The sequence below is a fragment of the Paenibacillus aceris genome (genome assembly GCF_017874035.1).
Taxonomy (GTDB): domain Bacteria; phylum Bacillota; class Bacilli; order Paenibacillales; family NBRC-103111; genus Paenibacillus_E; species Paenibacillus_E aceris.
Window position 1 is genome coordinate 137,952 of sequence record NZ_JAGGKV010000006.1, and the last position, 18,282, is coordinate 156,233.

General features: G+C 44.8%; 21 protein-coding genes, 2 pseudogenes and 1 riboswitch. Of the genes and pseudogenes, 18 read left to right on the top strand and 5 right to left on the bottom strand.

The window, feature by feature from the left end; all coding sequences use genetic code 11:
- Positions 1-46 precede the first annotated feature (46 nt).
- Complete coding sequence (locus tag J2Z65_RS35700; RefSeq protein ID WP_167060747.1) at positions 47-232, top strand: DUF1796 family putative cysteine peptidase; 186 nt, start codon at positions 47-49, stop codon at positions 230-232.
- 156 nt (positions 233-388) lie between these two features.
- Here the strand turns inward: J2Z65_RS35700 and J2Z65_RS13460 are convergent, their stop codons facing one another.
- Positions 389-559 carry a hypothetical protein gene (locus tag J2Z65_RS13460; RefSeq protein ID WP_167060749.1) on the bottom strand — a complete coding sequence of 57 codons (171 nt, stop codon included), beginning with the start codon at positions 557-559 and terminating at the stop codon, positions 389-391.
- Between the two features lie 352 nt (positions 560-911).
- Here J2Z65_RS13460 and J2Z65_RS13465 point away from each other — a divergent pair, with 352 nt between their 5' ends.
- From J2Z65_RS13465 to htpG, 15 genes and pseudogenes are all read left to right on the top strand, one after another.
- Positions 912-1,574 carry a FusB/FusC family EF-G-binding protein gene (locus J2Z65_RS13465; RefSeq protein ID WP_167060752.1) on the top strand — a complete coding sequence of 221 codons (663 nt, stop codon included), beginning with the start codon at positions 912-914 and terminating at the stop codon, positions 1,572-1,574.
- Between the two features lie 180 nt (positions 1,575-1,754).
- Positions 1,755-2,276 carry a cupin domain-containing protein gene (locus J2Z65_RS13470; protein WP_167060755.1) on the top strand — a complete coding sequence of 174 codons (522 nt, stop codon included), beginning with the start codon at positions 1,755-1,757 and terminating at the stop codon, positions 2,274-2,276.
- 117 nt (positions 2,277-2,393) lie between these two features.
- Entirely contained in the window at positions 2,394-4,229 is a 1,836-nt protein-coding gene (locus J2Z65_RS13475; protein ID WP_167060758.1) for a UbiD family decarboxylase, read from the top strand.
- A 295-nt stretch (positions 4,230-4,524) separates the two neighbouring features.
- Positions 4,525-5,133, top strand: a pseudogene (locus J2Z65_RS13480) (ankyrin repeat domain-containing protein); the annotation flags it as partial.
- A 42-nt stretch (positions 5,134-5,175) separates the two neighbouring features.
- Entirely contained in the window at positions 5,176-6,399 is a 1,224-nt protein-coding gene (locus tag J2Z65_RS13485; protein WP_167060764.1) for an amidohydrolase, read from the top strand.
- A 192-nt stretch (positions 6,400-6,591) separates the two neighbouring features.
- Complete coding sequence (locus J2Z65_RS13490) at positions 6,592-7,329, top strand: MBL fold metallo-hydrolase (RefSeq protein WP_167060768.1); 738 nt, start codon at positions 6,592-6,594, stop codon at positions 7,327-7,329.
- Between the two features lie 151 nt (positions 7,330-7,480).
- Positions 7,481-8,035, top strand: a complete 555-nt coding sequence (locus tag J2Z65_RS13495; protein ID WP_167060772.1) for a TetR/AcrR family transcriptional regulator — start codon at positions 7,481-7,483, stop codon at positions 8,033-8,035.
- A gap of 108 nt (positions 8,036-8,143) precedes the next feature.
- Positions 8,144-8,365: a hypothetical protein gene (locus J2Z65_RS13500; protein WP_167060775.1), complete on the top strand. Its 222-nt coding sequence runs from the start codon at positions 8,144-8,146 to the stop codon at positions 8,363-8,365.
- 34 nt (positions 8,366-8,399) lie between these two features.
- Entirely contained in the window at positions 8,400-8,813 is a 414-nt protein-coding gene (locus J2Z65_RS13505; RefSeq protein WP_167060778.1) for a VOC family protein, read from the top strand.
- A gap of 126 nt (positions 8,814-8,939) precedes the next feature.
- Positions 8,940-9,455 (top strand): annotated as a pseudogene (locus J2Z65_RS35275) (TerD family protein); the annotation flags it as partial.
- 45 nt (positions 9,456-9,500) lie between these two features.
- The gene (locus J2Z65_RS35280) at positions 9,501-10,208 is read left to right on the top strand and encodes a vWA domain-containing protein (RefSeq protein ID WP_338111739.1); all 708 of its coding nucleotides are present in this window, start codon (positions 9,501-9,503) and stop codon (positions 10,206-10,208) included.
- A gap of 26 nt (positions 10,209-10,234) precedes the next feature.
- A complete protein-coding gene (locus tag J2Z65_RS13515; RefSeq protein WP_167060785.1) occupies positions 10,235-10,894 on the top strand; it encodes an NAD-dependent epimerase/dehydratase family protein in 660 nt (219 codons plus the stop codon).
- Between the two features lie 687 nt (positions 10,895-11,581).
- Complete coding sequence (locus J2Z65_RS13520; protein ID WP_167060788.1) at positions 11,582-12,031, top strand: MarR family winged helix-turn-helix transcriptional regulator; 450 nt, start codon at positions 11,582-11,584, stop codon at positions 12,029-12,031.
- A complete protein-coding gene (locus tag J2Z65_RS13525) occupies positions 12,031-13,227 on the top strand; it encodes an MFS transporter (RefSeq protein WP_167062668.1) in 1,197 nt (398 codons plus the stop codon). Before J2Z65_RS13520 ends, J2Z65_RS13525 begins: the two co-directional genes overlap by 1 nt.
- A 191-nt stretch (positions 13,228-13,418) precedes the next feature.
- Complete coding sequence (htpG, locus tag J2Z65_RS13530) at positions 13,419-15,296, top strand: molecular chaperone HtpG (RefSeq protein ID WP_167060791.1); 1,878 nt, start codon at positions 13,419-13,421, stop codon at positions 15,294-15,296.
- A gap of 72 nt (positions 15,297-15,368) precedes the next feature.
- Here htpG and J2Z65_RS13535 read toward each other — a convergent pair whose 3' ends face one another.
- Positions 15,369-15,551 carry a hypothetical protein gene (locus J2Z65_RS13535; protein WP_167060794.1) on the bottom strand — a complete coding sequence of 61 codons (183 nt, stop codon included), beginning with the start codon at positions 15,549-15,551 and terminating at the stop codon, positions 15,369-15,371.
- Positions 15,552-15,636: 85 nt separating this feature from the next.
- Positions 15,637-15,734: riboswitch (cyclic di-GMP riboswitch) on the top strand.
- Positions 15,735-15,779: 45 nt separating this feature from the next.
- On the opposite strand from J2Z65_RS13535, the gene J2Z65_RS13540 reads away from it, so the two are divergent.
- The gene (locus J2Z65_RS13540; protein WP_167060798.1) at positions 15,780-15,971 is read left to right on the top strand and encodes a hypothetical protein; all 192 of its coding nucleotides are present in this window, start codon (positions 15,780-15,782) and stop codon (positions 15,969-15,971) included.
- A gap of 236 nt (positions 15,972-16,207) precedes the next feature.
- On the opposite strand, the gene nrdR is transcribed toward J2Z65_RS13540, so the two are convergent.
- Entirely contained in the window at positions 16,208-16,687 is a 480-nt protein-coding gene (nrdR, locus tag J2Z65_RS13545; protein ID WP_127458074.1) for a transcriptional regulator NrdR, read from the bottom strand.
- A gap of 110 nt (positions 16,688-16,797) precedes the next feature.
- Here nrdR and J2Z65_RS13550 point away from each other — a divergent pair, with 110 nt between their 5' ends.
- Positions 16,798-17,013, top strand: coding sequence for an alpha/beta-type small acid-soluble spore protein (locus J2Z65_RS13550; RefSeq protein ID WP_127458075.1), 216 nt, complete (start codon positions 16,798-16,800; stop codon positions 17,011-17,013).
- A gap of 97 nt (positions 17,014-17,110) precedes the next feature.
- Here the strand turns inward: J2Z65_RS13550 and J2Z65_RS13555 are convergent, their stop codons facing one another.
- Together J2Z65_RS13555 and coaE are read right to left on the bottom strand one after the other, a co-directional pair.
- The gene (locus J2Z65_RS13555) at positions 17,111-17,686 is read right to left on the bottom strand and encodes a lytic transglycosylase domain-containing protein (protein ID WP_167060803.1); all 576 of its coding nucleotides are present in this window, start codon (positions 17,684-17,686) and stop codon (positions 17,111-17,113) included.
- Positions 17,683-18,279 carry a dephospho-CoA kinase gene (gene coaE / locus J2Z65_RS13560; protein WP_167060807.1) on the bottom strand — a complete coding sequence of 199 codons (597 nt, stop codon included), beginning with the start codon at positions 18,277-18,279 and terminating at the stop codon, positions 17,683-17,685. Before coaE ends, J2Z65_RS13555 begins: the two co-directional genes overlap by 4 nt.
- Positions 18,280-18,282 lie beyond the last annotated feature (3 nt).

Below are 18,282 nucleotides of genomic sequence, written 5' to 3' on the forward strand. Positions count from 1 at the left end.
ACAACCTCATTTGCATAAGCGGACAGCTTTGAGCTGACGATTAACTTTGACCTCAACCATATCCACACTTGAACTGATTCAGCAAAATTGCGACCCGGCTGCTTATCTGAGAGGACATCATTTAAGAAAATTTTCTATGCCTTTGGATTGGGTTATGTCTCCATCTCTAACGGATGTTAATAGATTATTGGCTCATAAGTTCACTGGATTTATGGAATTATATCTTAAATGACATCAACTTATTACCTTAATTATATTTCATTTACGCCGTTATTTTGTTTATTCAATGATTCCTACTCAAAAATAAATCTTGTTCGGCGGTGTATTTGCTGTACGAACTTAAAAGGCTGCTCCCCCATCGTATAACGATGAGAGAGCAGCCTTTTACTCAAACTTGGTTTTTGTTGATATTATTTAAACTTGGGACGTAATCAGCGGCCTTGCTGCTCGATAACGTTTGCGCTTCTTCAAGAAGACTGGCATCGTTCTGCTGATTGTTTTTACTATCTGCTCGGTTATCCTCGCGGTCATGTTTGGGATCAGCGTCATTTTTAGGCATAACATTCACCTCCATCGTCTCATTGTTAGTATGAGAAGGTGGCATGCATTTTATCCCAATTGAATGAAGCTGCTACTCACATAAATGAAGGGTGAAACATGGTTTATAACTATTTTTAACATTGAATCAATGGGAAAATTTCATTTATAATGGGTGCTGAAAGGTGGTAGGTAGAAATGGCAAATCAATTTGCCGGAACAAGAAGCAGCTCATGCAAAGCCTACGATTAGGGCGATACTTCGCATGGGCGTGACAGTTACCTTTAACATCGTCGCCCGGAAAAGCTTTATCGTTTCTAATAATGGGTTTTGCACTTATTTTTATTTTCATTAATAATAAGGGGCTGAAACCAATGGTCAAACCATTCATTAGAAACCATCAATATAACTTAATTAAAAAGCAGGTCGATCTGCTGCAGAAAGCCGCCAATTCCGTCTCTGATCCAAAAGTAGTGGAATCCGTACGATACAGCGCTCAATCCAAATTGATCGAAGCTTTTCCTGAAATCACCGATGTTCAAAAACAAACGTTAGAGCAGATATCAACACTACGTACGACGGACGAGTTTCAGCAATATCTGCATGCATTAAAGCCATATTTGACACAATTATCACAAGTGACTGGAAATCAGCTTAACAAGCTTTTCCCCAAAATCAAAAAACTGAAGGCTCCTGATTTCACAGTTATCGATTTCCATTATGTCACATATCTTGGCTGGGTCGATATCGCATCAAATAAAATGTTCCTCGTTTACCCTCTGAACGGGCAATGGGTCGGCATCGAAGGAAGATACACCCCATCGAATAAAGGCGTTTGCTTTTTGTGCAATCGGCATGAGGAGGTTGCTTTATTTACAGCGGTCACCAAAAAGAAGCCGGCTAACGCTTCTCCCGATTACTATAAAGCAATTGGCAACTATATGTGTGTTGACAGCGCTGTTTGCAACAAAAACATTACGGATGTATCGGCTTTGGAAACGTTCGTTCAAAAGGTAACGGGATACCATATATCGTAAATAGGTTCAGATACACAAAGCTTAAATAAGTTGGGGCCATCCCTGGAGTAGATTGTTCTACTCAGGGGTGGCCTTTTGCGTGGGAACTACAGGGATTTCATAGAGTTGTAATTGAAATCATAGACTTGCTAGATTATAATACAGGCTTGTATGTTACTTTAATTAAAAGGAAATGATGGCATGAAAACAAATAGTCCCGAATACTGGATTTCTAAACTTGAACTCGTCGCTCATCCCGAGGGCGGTTACTATAAACGAACATTTCAAGCAGAAGAAACGATCACGGATCAAGAATTATCCGTACAATTTAACGGATCACGCTTGCTTTATACCAGCATTTATTTTCTCCTGCAGTCCCATGATGTATCCCATTTCCATCGGTTGAAATCGGATGAATTATGGTATTATCATGCAGGAAGCCCTTTGACCATTCATGTTATTTTGGAAGATGGAACCTACGAAGAAGTTAAACTAGGCATTAATTTGGAAAATGGCGAAACTCCACAATATTTGGTTCCAAAAAATTCGATTTTCGGCTCGTCGGTTATGGTAAAGAATACTTTTTCACTTGTTGGATGCATGGTAGCACCGGGCTTTGATTTTCAGGATTTTGAAATGTTTACGCAAGAAGAATTGCTCGGGCAGTATCCGCAGCATAGAGAAGTAATTATGAAGTTAGCCTATGAACTGCTTCCTGTGTAAGGGAGTGAATGCGATAACACGTCAATGTGACGTGTTTTTATTTTTGGCGATATATGGTGTAGAATGACATTATTACATAGATCTTTTGGGGAATAGCTATCCGATTGGAGCAAAAGAATGAACTATCAAAATTTAGAAGAATGCTTAATTGATTTAGAGAAGAACGGGCATTTGGTTCGCATACAGGAAGAAGTTGATCCTGAGCTTGAAATGGCAGCCATTCATATGAAAGTTCATGAAGCCGGTGGCCCTGCGTTATTATTTGAAAATGTAAAAGGTTCGAAGTTTCGGGCGGTATCCAACCTTTTCGGCACTGTAGAGCGCAGTAAATATATATTTCGACAAACTTGGGAAGGCGTACAAAATGTCATCTCTTTGCGAAGCGATCCCATGAAGGCAATGAAGAGTCCGATAAAACATTTCGGAACGGGTCTCGCTGCCTGGAAAGCTCTGCCGCAGAAAATATCCGGGGGGCTTCCGGCTTCTTTTGAGGAAATCAGCATAGCCGACCTCCCTCTTATTCGCCACTGGCCGGAAGATGGCGGCGCATTCGTTACCCTGCCGCAAGTGTACTCGGAAGATCCGGAGAAGCCGGGAATTATGAATTCCAATCTGGGCATGTATCGGATTCAACTGAACGGGAACGAGTATGAATTAAATAAAGAAATCGGCTTGCATTATCAGATTCATCGCGGCATCGGAGTGCATCAGGCGAAGGCGACCAAACAGGGGCTTCCTTTAAAAGTAAGCTGTTTTATCGGTGGACCGCCGGCTCACACATTGTCTGCCGTTATGCCCTTGCCGGAAGGCATGAGTGAGATTACTTTTGCAGGCTTGCTCTCAGGACGCCGCTTCCGTTACAGCTACATCGATGGCTATTGTATTAGTCATGATGCCGATTTTGTTATCACAGGAGAAATTTATCCTGGCGAGACCAAACCGGAAGGTCCTTTCGGCGACCATTTGGGCTACTACAGCCTTACGCACCCCTTTCCTCTAATGAGAGTGCATAAAGTATATGCCAAGAAAAATGCCATATTTCCATTCACCGTTGTTGGCAGACCGCCTCAAGAGGATACGGCTTTCGGAGCACTGATTCATGAGCTGACAGGCGATGCAATCCAGCAAGAAATTCCTGGCGTCAAAGAAGTCCATGCCGTAGATGCTGCGGGCGTTCACCCCTTGCTCTTTGCAATTGGCAGCGAACGTTATACGCCATATCAACAAGTAAAACAACCGGCTGAGCTGCTCACAATAGCCAATCGAATTTTGGGGACAGGACAAGTTAGCTTAGCTAAGTATTTATTTATCACAGCAGAAGAGAGCCAGCCACTGGACTCCCATGATGTGGAACATTTTTTAACTTACATCTTAGCCCGTTTGGATCTTCATCGGGACGTTCATTTTTATACAAATACGACCATCGACACTCTCGATTACTCAGGAACTGGATTAAATAGCGGCAGTAAAGTTGTATTCGCAGCTGTTGGGGATAAAAAAAGAGATTTATGCCAAGAGGTCCCTGCCTTATTCAATGAGATACCGGGTGTTGAACATGCACATTTGGTCATGCCGGGAATCGTCGCGATTCAGATGTCTGCATTTAAAAGTTACGGCGAGACGCAATTGGAAATGCAGGATTTATGCGAAGCTTTAGGCGCAAAGGGCCCGCTTCCTACTTGTCCAATGATCATCGTATGTGATGACAGCCCGTTTATGAGCGCCTCCATTGATAATTTTGTTTGGGCCACATTCACTCGCAGCAATCCTTCGCATGATATTTATGGCGTAAACAGTTATTACGAGAATAAGCATTGGGCTTGCGATAATCTTGTGATTGACGCGCGAATCAAACCTCACCAAGCACCACCTTTAATACCGGATCCAACGGTTGAAAAAAATATTATGCGTCTATTTGACAAAGGTGCCAGTTTGCATGACATTATCAAATAGCCTTTTTATAACGGCCGAAGCATACATAGCATCACAACCTCAGAGGTTGTGGTGCTGTTTTCTTTTTGGAGCCTGACTTGCGAGTTGCGAACACCTGCCGCCGCAGATGCATCTGGTTATCACGATACGTGAAGACCCGCATCTGCTACAAGCACGGCAGTGTCCGAGGGCAATTGACGGAGCTGCGTATCGCAGACTTGCACCTCCTTTACAAATGATAAACGTATGGAAACTAAACTTTTTTAATATTTTTCGTATGCTTACGGCTATGTTACCATAACTAGTATATTTGGAGGAAAAGGATGTGTCGTCATTGAATCTATCACTCATTCAAGCAGCAGAGTATGGGAAGACTGATTTCGTATTGCAGTGTATTAGAGATGGCGCGGATATCAATGCAAGAGATGAACGAGGACGCACTCCCATTCTAGCCGCTACACATGGCAATCACAAAGATACGGTTAAAGCGTTGATTGAGGCCGGAGCAGACATCAACTTGCAAGATCACAGGTTAGATACTCCCCTCCTATACGCCGGCGCGGAAGGATTGCTCGAAATCATCAAGCTAATGAACGACGCTGGTGCGGATCCAGCAATCACGAATCGGTATGGAGGAACGGCGCTCATTCCAGCATCGGAACGCGGGCATGTTGAAGTAGTAAAAGAGCTGCTTACGCGTTCAAAAGTTCATGTTAATCACGTGAACAATCTAGGTTGGACGGCGCTTATGGAAGCGATTGTATTAAGTAATGGCGGGCATAAACATCAGCAAATCATCCAACTGCTTATTGAGCACGGGGCTGACGTGACGATTCCGGATAAGCAAGGGGTTACACCGCTAGAGCATGCAAGAGCGCATCGTTTTACAGCTATCGAGCGGTTATTAGTGGACGCTGGCGCTTAACTTTAACTTCTTATGATTTCATTAAGAACAGGACGGGATATTATGTTGAATGCTTCATATTGGTTAACGAATGTAAGATTAGAGCAGGGTTATGCCAAGGAAGACGGACAAGTGGTTGGTACGCATACGAAGAATTGTCACGTTCGAATTGAAGGCGGAGCTATTGCTGAAGTCATACCGGCGGAATCCGAGCCACAAAGTACTCTTCCCAAATACGACTGCAAAGAGCTTCTGATGCTCCCCTCTTTTGAGGAGGCGCATATTCATTTGGATAAAACGTATTATGATGGACCTTGGAAAGCGGTAAAAAAAGTTTCCAGCATTTTCGAGCGGATTGAGGAAGAACAAAGGCTCTTGCCTAAACTGCTGCCATTGGCGAGACAACAAGCGGAGAGCATTTTGACGCTTATTCAAGGGTTTGGCGCCACCCATGTGCGCAGCCATTGTAATATCGAGCCGGTCAGCGGACTGCATCGTTTAGAGGCAACTCTGCAAGCCCTGGACGCTTTCTCCGGCAAAATATCATCTGAAATTGTAGCTTTTCCACAGCATGGACTGCTTCGATCGGATTCTGTTCAATTGGTCAATCAATCCTTGGCAGAAGGCGCAAGCCTGGTTGGCGGTGTAGATCCATACTCGGTGGATGGAGATATTGAAAAATCACTGCAGACTATGGTAGAGCTTGCCGTCAGGAATAATGCCGGTATCGATCTTCATTTGCACGATGGCAACGAAGCCGGAAAGCAAACTTTGCTGCGGCTTGCTGATTTGACGGAAGAAGCAGGATTGCAAGGCAAGGTAACGGTTAGCCATGCGTTCTGGTTCGCAGGCGCTCCGCAGCAGGAGTCGGAAGAAGTAGCCGCCCGGATGTCAGCACTTGGTATGGCTATTGCTTCGACGGTGCCTATCGGCCGAACAATGATGCCGCTTCCGATGTTGTCTAACAAAGGCGTTAAAGTGAAATTAGCAACAGACAGCCTGACGGATCATTGGTCTCCTTTCGGAAATGGCGATCAATTGGAGAAGGCCGGGCGATTCGCAGAATTATACGGGTATAGTGACGAAAAGTCGCTGTCTCAGTCCCTCGGATTCATTACAGGCGGAATAACGCCGCTTGACCATCAAGGCGAGCAAGTCTGGCCAAAAGCCGGAGACGATGCAAGCTTTGTGCTGCTTCATGCAAGCTGCTCGGCAGAAGCCGTCGCGCGAAGATCGGAGCGGCAAGCCGTTTGGTATAAGGGACGCCTTGTAAGCGGCTCACTGTAACCACCCAATGCTGGCGCAGTATTTCCGCCTCATTAGGATCAGCAGTTGGATTATTCTGTTGCAATCCTTAAATCCGTAACCGCTACAAGGTTGCGGATTTTTCTTTTCGATATTGACAATAATATCCAATCCACTTTATTATAATTACGATACCGTATAGTAAATAAATATAAGTGAAAAGGATGGATACCCATGATCATTCAAAAACTGCCCTGGGCAGGTATTCGTGTAACATGCGGTGAAACTGCTGTCGCCATCGATCCCTTATTTCATTTTCCAAGCAAGTTTGGTCATTCTCATGAACCTATGTACCCTCTAAGCGATTTCGGTCCTGTTGATGCTGTACTCATTACCCATCAACACGGGGATCATTTTGATCCGGAAGCTATCGCTGCTTTTTATGGCCCTTCTGTTCCTGTGTACTTCCCTCAGGAATCCTTACCATTTATCGATGGCAGTAAACTGAACGGTATCCGGGGTGTTTCCTTAGGCGACACGGTCCAAATAGGTTCCATCATTGCAACAGCTGCCTACTCTGTTGATGGGGTCGGCGATCCTCAAGTGTCTTGGGTTGTGGAAGGAGATGGGAAGAAGCTGATTCACAGTGGTGATACGTTATGGCATGGTTACTGGTGGAAAATTAGCAAAGCTCATGGCCCGTTCGATGCCGCATGCTTGCCCGTTAATGGCGCGGTAGTTGAGTTACCTGGCTTAAAACCAAGCGGTCAACCGATTGTTTTGACACCTGAACAGGCAGTCGCGGCAGCTGTTGTGCTTAACGCCGGTGTCCTCATGCCTATCCATTTCCGCGCCATTCATCATCCTCCTATTTATCGTGAAACTCCAAATGTATTGGAACGGCTGAAAGCTAGCGCAGAGGGCAAAGTTCGCTTAGCCATACTGCAAACAAATGAATCATTAACCTTATAGAGGAAGCACGCTCATGCGGCCTTGAGGGATACAGCCTGACTGTCTTGCTCGAATAAAAACCTTTATACTGAATAACGATTATCCTTGCGAGGTGTTTCCCATTCCTTCAGAACTTCCACAGCGCAAACCAGGACGGCCACGAAACGAAAAAATGGATAAAGCCATCATCCAGACCGCCCGTGAACTCGTCATGGAGTACGGCGTGCAAAGCTTCAGCATGGACACTTTGGCGCTTCGGGCAGGCGTTAGCAAGCCTACCATTTATCGCAGATGGCCAACGAAAGATGACCTGCTCTCGGACGTATTAGGCTTTGCCGCTGAACAAACAGATATTCCCGACACAGGCAACACGCTTGCGGATATCCACATGCTGCTAGAAAGCATGCTGCAATCCTTAGGAACTCGACTAGGGGCGCCTTCTCCTTCGCTGCATAAAATGTTTGCCGGCATGTTAGATGCTCCCCAGTTTCTGGCTCAATATAAAGAAAACTTTATCGCTCCTCGCCGTAACGCATATTCAGAAATTGTAAAAAGAGGCAAACGGCGGGGTGATATCCGCGAGGATCTCGATGTAGAGACACTTGTCGATTTAATTAGCGGAGCCTACCTCTACTGCCTGCTTTTTAAGCCGGAAACAGTTGCTTCCGGTGACTGGCTCCAGCAGGTGATGCGCCTGCTGGAAGACGGGGTTTCTCCTCGTGACTAATCTGGATACATTTTACGAAAAAAAAATATTAAAAACATAAAATAATTCCTGTTCTACCTTCTACAAATATGGTAGATTGATTGTATCATCCGTTGGAGGTATATCATCTTGAAACCAGTCACCGAGAAGCTCATAAAGCAGCATCAACATTATTTGTCTGATAACTCCAATGAACTTAAGAAGTATGGCTCAATCTATGATCATATGCTTTATTACTTCACAAGCGTGCTAGGGATTGAAGAGCAGCAGGCTTTACTATACATTCAAGATTTTAAATCCGATTTTTCCTGTGACGTTCTTAAGAATATCGTGCAAACTAAGATTATCTGAGCTTTGTATGCGTTTACCAAAAGGAGAAGTGAACATGACGAAAGAATTTTGGCTGAATTTACCAGTCAAGGACCTTCAGAAATCAAAAGCGTTTTTCGCCCAACTTGGTTTCACTTTTCATCCACGGCACGAGCATAGCGAAGAATTGGCCGGCATGTTCGTCGGCAATAGCCCGGTCATCATCATGCTGTTTCCGGAGTCTGCTTTCCAAGGTTTTATAAGCAATGAAATTGCCGATACGGCGCGAGGCAACGAAATGCTGATTTCTTTTGATGCGGAGAGTAAAGAAGAAGTTGATGAAGTGCTGGACAAAGCAGTCAAGGCAGGCGGCACCATTTATGGGAAGCCTACAGACCAAGGCTGGATGTACGGCGGCGGTTTCATTGATTTGGACGGCCATCGCTGGAACGTGCTGTACATGGATCAGAACAAGATGCCGCAAGCATAAGGATGCTTCGACTGACGAGTCCCTTGAGGTTATGCCTCGAGGGACTTTTTGGCATCTTTCGAAGCATCCGTTGTATGATAGAAATAATTCATCCCAAATTTGCCCGATCATAAGGAGCTGCGAGATATGAATCTTTTAAAAGGCCAGAAAATAGATCTTACTAAAGGAAGCAACCTGTCCAACCTCCATTTGCAGTTCGGTTGGACTTTTACGAAGTCTGGTCTGAGCATCGACGCCGCTTGTTTTCTGTTATCAAACAAAGGCCTCTGCGAGAAGGATGAGGATTTTATATTTTACGGTAACCCATCGAGTGAAGGCGGGGCTGTGAAGCATCTTCCCAACCAGGGGGCCGATAAAGAAGCCATCCAAATTCTATTGCCCAAACTGTCGGAGCGAACTGCCAAAATCGCGTTTACCGTGACAATTCATGATGCTGAGAGATTAGGACATAGGATGAAGGATGCAAGCGAGCTATATGTGCGGATGCTAAATGGGGATAACGGCCAAGAACTATTCCGCTTTGACTATGGCTCGGACTTCATGAACGAAACAGCCGTTGTAGCCGGTGAGTTGTACAAGCATCAAGGCGAATGGAAGTTTAATGCTATCGGCAGCGGTTTTCATGGCGGTTTAGCCGCTCTGTGCACGAACTTCGGTCTTGAGGTTGAAGAAGATGCCGAGCCCGAAGTGGCAGCCGCTGCAGCAAGTGAAAACGTCTCATCTCTTTCTCCCATTGATTTACGTAAAAAAATCGTCCAAATCACGTTGGAAAAGAAAAAATTGACCGGCGTCATGGCAAGAGTCGGCTTAGTGCTAGACATCTCCGGTTCTATGCAGAACTTGTATAAAAACGGAACCGTTCAGGAGGTCGTTGAACGAATCCTCGCCGTAGCTTGCAAGTTTGATGATAACGGGACACTGGATGTTTGGATCTATGATAACGAGTTTAGCCGCTTGCCTTCCGCTTCGGAAAATGATATTGACCAGTATGTACAGAAGCATGTGATAAATAATAAAAATATCCACAAATTTGGCCGAAATAACGAGCCGCCGGTTATGATGGACGTTATTCGCAAATATACCGTGGAAGAAGATTCCCCGCTCCCCGTTTTTTTGGTCTTTATCAACGACGGCGGTGTTGTAAAGCCAATTAAGAAAGTCATTACAGATTCTGCAGTTCAACCGATTTTTTGGCAGTTCGTCGGGATCGGTCATTCTGACTTTGAAGTGCTGAAAAAGCTGGATGCTATGGAAGGCCGCATTGTCGACAACGCGAATTTTATTCATATCGAGGATATTGCCTCTATTTCGGATGAGCAACTTTATCATCTATTGTTGAACGAATTCCCTGTCTGGCTGAAGGAAGCTGCGAATAAAAGGATAATCCGGAAATAATGAACTTATAGAAAGGTGTGACGATTGTGAACGTTATTCTACTCGGTGCAACCGGCATGGTGGGACAAAGTGTGCTGCGTGAATGCCTTCTTGATCCCCAGGTGAAGAGCATATTAACGATTGGTCGGAACGCAACCGGTCAGCACCATCCCAAATTACGCGAGCTCGTACATGCGAATTTTCTGGATTTATCAGCCATTGCGGGTGAACTCTCGGGGTATGATGCTTGTTTCTTCTGTCTTGGCGTTTCTTCTGCCGGCATGAACGAAGAGAAATATAAGGCGATTACTTATGATATGACTCTGAGCGTGGCAGAGACCTTGGTGAAGTTGAACCCTAACATGACATTCACCTATGTATCTGGGGCGGGTACGGATAGCTCTGAGAAAGGTCGCAGCATGTGGGCACGTGTGAAGGGCAAAACAGAGAATGATTTGCTTAAATTGCCTTTTAAAGCGGCATACATGTTCCGGCCGGGAGGCATTCTGCCCCTGCATGGCGTCAGATCCAAGACGAAGCTGTATCAGGCGGTCTATACCGTGATGAAGCCCTTTTACCCGATGCTGGAAAAATGGTTTCCGAACTCGATCACGACCTCGGAAAAAATCGGCCGCGCGATGATCCAAGTTGCTCTGAACGGCTATTCAAAACCGATATTAGAGACCAGCGATCTCAATCACTTTTGAACGGTCGATCGTATCCATGAATAGGGGAACTGGAGTCCTCTATATTTGCAAAATGCGCCACAGATGCTGCCTTAACGAACTACAGGGTCTTAATTGCCCCTTGGGCATGGTTCTCAGCCAAAAGCAGCATAATAGCGGACCACAGCTCCCCCTTTTGTGGAAAGTTGGCCATTTTCAGGCAAATAGCGGACTGTAGGTTCCCTCCCTCTATTTGCAAGAATTCCCCTTCCACCCTTAACCAGATCATACACCCACACAAAATGAAAAAGAACTCCTCGCGGAGTCCTTTTCGACGGTGACAAATTGATGGTACTTTTGCCTTGAACGCTACTATTGCTCGGTAACTACCTCATCACATTCCTGCAGTTTATGACTACATTAATGGCCTGCGGCACATCTCCTCGCTTTACGGTAGATTCAAAAACAACTTCCCTGGTATTTCGTCTACATTGTATGCGACACAACACCTCTCTGAATCACCGTCGAAATTTAGTATGTCCGATCTTGAACATGTTATTCAATTCGCTTCAAAATAAATTTCATTTTATGAAAAGACTCCTGGTGGCATACTAAAATCACGGTTCATTCTCTTGAATTCCGAACACCCAGTAGATCAAAATGATTGACGAATGTAGTTGCCAAGAATATAATTGCTATAGCAACTAATTTTCGAAGGGGGTGTTTGACATGCAGTTAGCTCTTTCTTTGGGGTTTATTTTGAATCATGCCGGGCGTCGGATGACACAGCTCTTAAGCCATCAATTTCAGCCCTATGACATGACCACCGAACAATGGGTCGTGCTGCATCGTTTAGCGTGCGAGGACGGCATTACGCAGAAGCTGCTGGCTATTCGCGCAGAAAAGGATCAAACGAATATTACTCGTATCCTCGACCAATTGGAACGCAAAGGCATGGTTGAGCGCCGGGCAAATGAGCAGGATCGCCGTTCCTTTCTAACGTTCATTACGGATCAGGGCAGAGCTATGAATGACATCCTGACCCCGATTGAGCAGAAGGTTATCGCCTCCCTCCTGAGCGGCTTCACGGAGGAACAAGTTTCTCAGCTGAGGCAGCTGCTCATTCAAATCACCCAAGAAGCCAATGCACGTATCAAGGAAGTGGAGGAGTCACCGTGATTACCGATCAGAAATTGTGGAACCGCGATTTTGTTGCTGTATGTCTCAGCAGCTTTTTTTTATTCATGACCTTTTATATTCTAGCCGTAACACTGCCTATCTTTGTCACAGATACCTTGCATGGCGGACAACAGCAAATTGGACTCGTCATGACCATCTTTATTATTTCTACCGTCATCTTACGGCCTTTAACCGGTAAATGGATGGATGAATGGAACCGGAAGAAGATTATTTCTTTCGCGCTTGCACTCTTTATGATTTGTACTGCGATGTATCCGTTCATTCATCACTATGGCGTACTCCTTGCCATACGTTTTCTTCACGGCATCGGCTTCGGGATGGCGACAACAGCTGCCGGAGCGGTAGCTATTGATCTGGTACCAGACCGTCGCAAGGGGGAAGGAATCGGCTATTTCAGCCTTTTCATGAGCTTAGCGATGGTTGTCGGACCGTTTCTTGGCTTAACGATTATGCAATCTCACAACAATGCGCTTCTGTTTGGCGTATGTATTGTTTTCTCTGTGCTCTCCCTTTTGTTCGGATTGTCACTTCGTATTCCGCGGCGCGTCGTACAGCCGTCAGCGAAACCCGAAAAAGGCTGGAGAAAATTCGTGGAGCCGCGCTCAATCCCGATTTCTTTAACAGGCAGCGTGCTCGCCTTCTCCTACGGAGCCATCACAACGTTTCTCTCCGTGTATGCCAAAGCAAACGGGTTGGAAAGCTATGCGAGCTACTTCTTCATGGTGTTCGCTTTGATGATTGTCATTTCCAGACCTTTTACCGGCAAATGGTTCGATCGTTCAGGACCTAACGGCTTAGTCTACCCCGGCGTTGTTTTGTTCACAGTGGGAATGATTGTACTTAGCCTGATATCATCACCTGTGCCATTTCTGGTTGCCGGCGGACTGCTTGGACTTGGCTTCGGCGCCATGCTTCCGAGCTTCCAAACCATCGCCATCCAAGCGGCGCCTGCTCACCGCAGAGGGCTTGCTACGGGCACTTACTTCCTCCTTTTCGACACCGGGTATGGCATCGGCTCGTATGTGCTTGGCCTAGTAGCGTCGAAAACAAACTATCACACGATGTATTTCGTGGCTGGAGTCGTTGTCGCCTGCTCGGCACTATTGTATTACGTACTTCATCACCGGAAATCAACAGTGGCTTTGAAATCCAGCCCAGCTGGCGCTATGAAATAATAAATGCCGTTTCTCTTAAGCACTTCTGGGTGCAAGGGAGCAACGGCATTTTTCTTTCATTTGCTTTACCCGCAAATACGAATAGCGATTGACATTAAATTACCGGGATGTTATAAAAATAATGTGTAGCACTCAAAGACTTAGAGTGCTAATATTGAATCAGTGTTACATATTGAGAGGAGATCTAATCCGTGGAAAAGAAACAGTTTCAGGCTGAGTCCAAACGACTATTAGAAATGATGATTAACTCCATTTATACGCAAAGAGAAATCTTCTTGAGAGAGCTCATCTCCAATTCCAGCGATGCCATCGACAAAATTTACTACAAAGCTTTGACAGATGACTCGTTGGTATTTGACAAAGATAGCTACTTCATTAAAGTCATTGCTGACAAAGCAAACAGAACGCTGACCATCCGCGATACAGGGATTGGAATGACGAAGGAAGATCTAGAGAACAATCTGGGGATCATTGCGAAGAGCGGATCGCTTGCATTCAAAAAAGAAAACGAAGCCAAAGACGGCCACAATATCATCGGCCAGTTCGGCGTAGGCTTCTACTCCGCATTCATGGTAGCGGATGTTGTTACAGTTACAAGTAAAGCGCTTGGCAGCGACACGGCATACAAATGGGAGTCCACTGGCGCTGACGGCTATACGATCGAACCAACCGCCAAAGATTCCGTAGGTACAGAAATTGTCCTGCAAATCAAAGCGAACACCGAGGATGACAACTACGATGAATATTTGGACGAGTATCGTTTAAAAGCCATCATCAAAAAATACTCGGATTTCATCCGTTACCCGATTAAAATGGACATTGCCGGCAAAAGACTCAAAGAAGGCAGTGAAAATGAGTTCGAGGATTATCAAGAAGAGCAGCAGCTGAACAGCATGGTGCCGATCTGGAGAAAAAACAAAAGCGAATTAACGCCTGAGGATTACGAGAAGTTCTATCATGAGAAGCATTACGGCTTCGATAAGCCGCTTAAACATATTCATGTTAGCGCGGACGGAGCTGTCGTCTACCAAGCGATTCTCTTTATTCCTGAAAATATGCCTTTCGACTATTATTCCAAGGAATACGAAAAAGGCTTAGAACTGTATGCCAATGGCGTATTGATCATGAACAAATGCGCGGACCTGCTTCCGGACTACTTCAGCTTCGTGAAAGGGATGGTCGATTCCGAAAGCCTGTCTCTGAACATTTCCAGAGAGATGCTGCAACATGACCGTCAATTAAAACTGATCGCCAAAAACATTCAAAGCAAAATCAAAAGCCAACTGCAAGCTATGCTGAAGGATGAAAGAGAGAAATATGAGCTCTTCTACAAATCGTTCGGCCGTCAGCTGAAATTCGGCGTCTACAGCGATTATGGCACTCATAAGGAGGTCCTGCAGGACCTGTTGATGTTCCACTCTTCCAAAGAGAAAAAGCTGGTCACGCTCGATGAGTACATTGCTAGAATGCCGGAAGACCAGAAGTACATCTATTATGCTTCCGGGGAATCGATGGAACGCATCGATAAGCTTCCACAAACAGAGCTAGTTACCGATAAAGGCTATGAAATCCTGTACTTCACAGACGATATCGATGAATTCGCAATCAAAATGATCATGACCTACAAGGAAAAAGAGTTCAAATCCGTTTCCAGCGGCGATCTCGGTATCGAAGCGGACGACAAATCGGAGAGCGAAGCGGACAAGAACGACAACAAAGAGCTTTTTGACTATATGACTAGCTTATTGTCTGGAAAAGTCACTAACGTCAAAGCATCCAAGCGTCTCAAAAAGCATCCGGTATGCTTGTCCACTGACGGTGAAGTGACCATCGAAATGGAAAAGATCTTAAATGCTATGCCGAATAATCCGAATGTCAAAGCGGAAAAAGTTCTGGAAATCAACTTGAATCATGAAGTTTTCGGCTCGCTGAAGGACGCTTTTGTGAAAGATAAAGAAAAACTGAATCTGTACACAGCCCTTCTGTACAACCAAGCACTTTTAATTGAAGGCTTGCCGCTTCAAGATCCGGTTGAATTCACGAATGACATTTGCAAAATAATGGTGTAATCCATTCCCCTCTTCGTAATAGAGCACTGCCGCCGCTTAATGGCTGCAGTGCTCTTTGTTTCATCATCCTCTTCAGGTATGGTCCTCTACGCTAATCGCCGACTGTGCCGTTCTATCCTCTTTCCGTTTACTGACCTCCATGTTCGAGTACACATAAGCTAGCAAACGATCTTGATCAATACCTAATGAGCTTGCTATCTTCATAATATCTAATTCATAAAAATAATTTTGTTTTGGATTAGATTTGACGGACATATGCTTCAACCATCCTTCGAATAGATGTAATAAATGGAAACTTTCCCGTTAAAATGTGATATAGTTTTCTTACAAACATTAATCGGTACGACAAAGGCAAAACCATTGAAAAGTGGTGACGCAAAGCTACAGGGGCTAATTTGGCATCCTATTTCATGTCCAAAATGTCAGCCAGCTGCCAAAACAGCCTCCGTCCGATTAATGAAGAATGACTTAGGAGGAGCTGAAATGATGGGAAAAATTGTGTTAGATGGTAGCATGAGTTTGGATGTAGAACATTTAATTGCTAATCTTCATCTGCCAGAGAGTGATATTTTGAACATGTTCTCCTTTAAATTTAATAACAACCTGTTAACCCCCGATGAATCGATTCGGTTTATTCATTTTCTGAAGAATGAACTGGACAAACGTGCTCAATAACAGAATTATGCATGAATGGATACAAAAATGCAGTCGGTTGATGTCTATAGAATTATTTTTTTTAAATTCGTAAGAATCGCATCACCAAGCCTTTTTAAGGATATAACAGCAAAAAGACAGCGGAATTCCCGCTGTCTTTTTCTTATATTTTGTCAGATTTAAGGTTTAAAGTTTAGTTGTAACAAATAAAAGCCGATCTGAGCTCGTTCGGAAGAACGAATCAGAACCGGCTTTCGTTATTTGTCCCGGAGCAGACCGGGATCATGCTTTCCCAATATTTGCGTCAGCTCTTTCAGGAACATGTTGATATCTTTAAATTGCCGGTAAACGGAGGCGAAGCGAATGTACGCCACTTCATCGACCGGATACAGTTGTTCCATGACGATTTCGCCAATGCCTAAACTGTCAACTTCCGCATGAGCCGTTGTTCGAAGCTGCATTTCAACTTCAGATACGAGCATCTCCAGCCTCTCCATGGAAACCGGGCGCTTCTCACAGGCACGAATTAAGCCCCTTAATATTTTCTCACGACTAAATTCTTCCCTGCTTCCATCCTTCTTAATCACGATAAGCGGTGTTTCTTCCACCATCTCAAAGGTAGTAAATCTTCGCGCGCATTTCTCGCATTCCCGGCGGCGGCGGATCGATTTGTTTTCATTAGCTGAACGTGAGTCAAGCACTTTCGTACCGGAATAATCACAGAACGGACACTTCATTCGCTATCTCTCCTTTCTTTTCTTTCTGATTGATTACCATATGTTACATGTCATGAAGATTAAAGAAGTGCACACAATACTAGTACCAACCGACAAGGAGGTGAACAGACATGAGCGCAGGAAACAGCAACACGCTAGTTGTTCCTCAAGCTAACGCAGCGTTGGATCAGTTGAAATACGAAGTAGCTCAAGAACTTGGTATCTCTATCCCACAAGATGGATACTACGGTAATATGGCTACTCGTGACACTGGTGCCATCGGTGGTCACATTACTCGTCGCCTGGTGCAAATCGCAGAACAATCTTTGGCTGGTCAATTCAAGTAATCTTGGATAGAGTATGCCGCTGAATCTGCAAAACAGGAAGTATTGGACTCTAGCCCCCAAAAGGAGCTAGTCCAATGCTTCTTTGTTTTGTAGAGGCTTATGTGTGCTCCCATTGATCCGAATATAGATTTGTGTATTTCTCATAGTAATAGATGACTCGCTGAACATAATGACGCGTTTCTCCGAATGGGATTTGGTCAATCCGCTCAACCGACCCATCCCAGATGTCCGCTTGCTTCCATTTATTCACATTGCCTTGTCCTGCATTATAAGCCGCAATCGCATAAATTAAATTTCCATTGTAATGCTTTTTGAGCCAGCTCAAATACCAAGATCCGAGGTTAATGTTTACATCCGCTTTTAATAAATCTTCTTGTGTGTGAGGCCCTGGATTCGTAGATTCCACAATCCACTCCGCCGTGTCCGGCATCAACTGCATAAGTCCCAAGGCACCTTTCTTTGACTCCAAATGGTGCTTATAATTCGTCTCCACCCGAATGATGGCTGCAATGAGAAAAGGATCTATATTGTGCTTCGCCGCACTTTGCCTAATTTCCTGCTCAAAATAGATCGGATACAGCTTTCTTCCTATAAAAGTGCTATTCATAAAGAGTACAAGAATGAAGCAAACGAGCAAAAGGGCAAAGACTCGTTTTTTGCGTAAAAACTTCATGAAAGCCCCTTCCCTAGCCAAAACCGTTCGACCTCAGCATAGGTATCTTCCCAAGCACCGCTGTTGTCGATCACGATATCCGCTAATTCGCGTTTTTCTTCTATCGACATCTGTGCATCTATTCGATTATTCGCCGCAACTTCTGTTAAGCCGTCTCTCTGCATTAAGCGTTCCAGCTGGATGTGACGCGGCACATACACGACCATAACTTCTTCAAACATAAAGGATAAGTCAGATTCAAACAATAAAGGAATATCAACGACAACCAACTTGTCCGGAAATTGCCTTTCATAGGCTTCCATCTGCTCTCTAATCATCTTGCGAATAGGCGGGTGCAAAATGCTTTCGAGTTGTTTGCGCGCCTCCGAGTTGTCAAAAACAATCTCGCCAAGCTTTTTACGATGCAGGGAGCCGTCATCTTGAAGAACAGCTTGTCCAAAATGCGCAGCAACCTGTTCGAGAACAGGGCTGCCGGGCTGGACAACATCGCGGGCAATTTGATCCGCATCTACTAATAGAGCGCCGCGGCTGACCAGCATTGCGCTAACCGTGCTTTTGCCGCAAGCGATTCCTCCTGTTAACCCGATATTCATAGG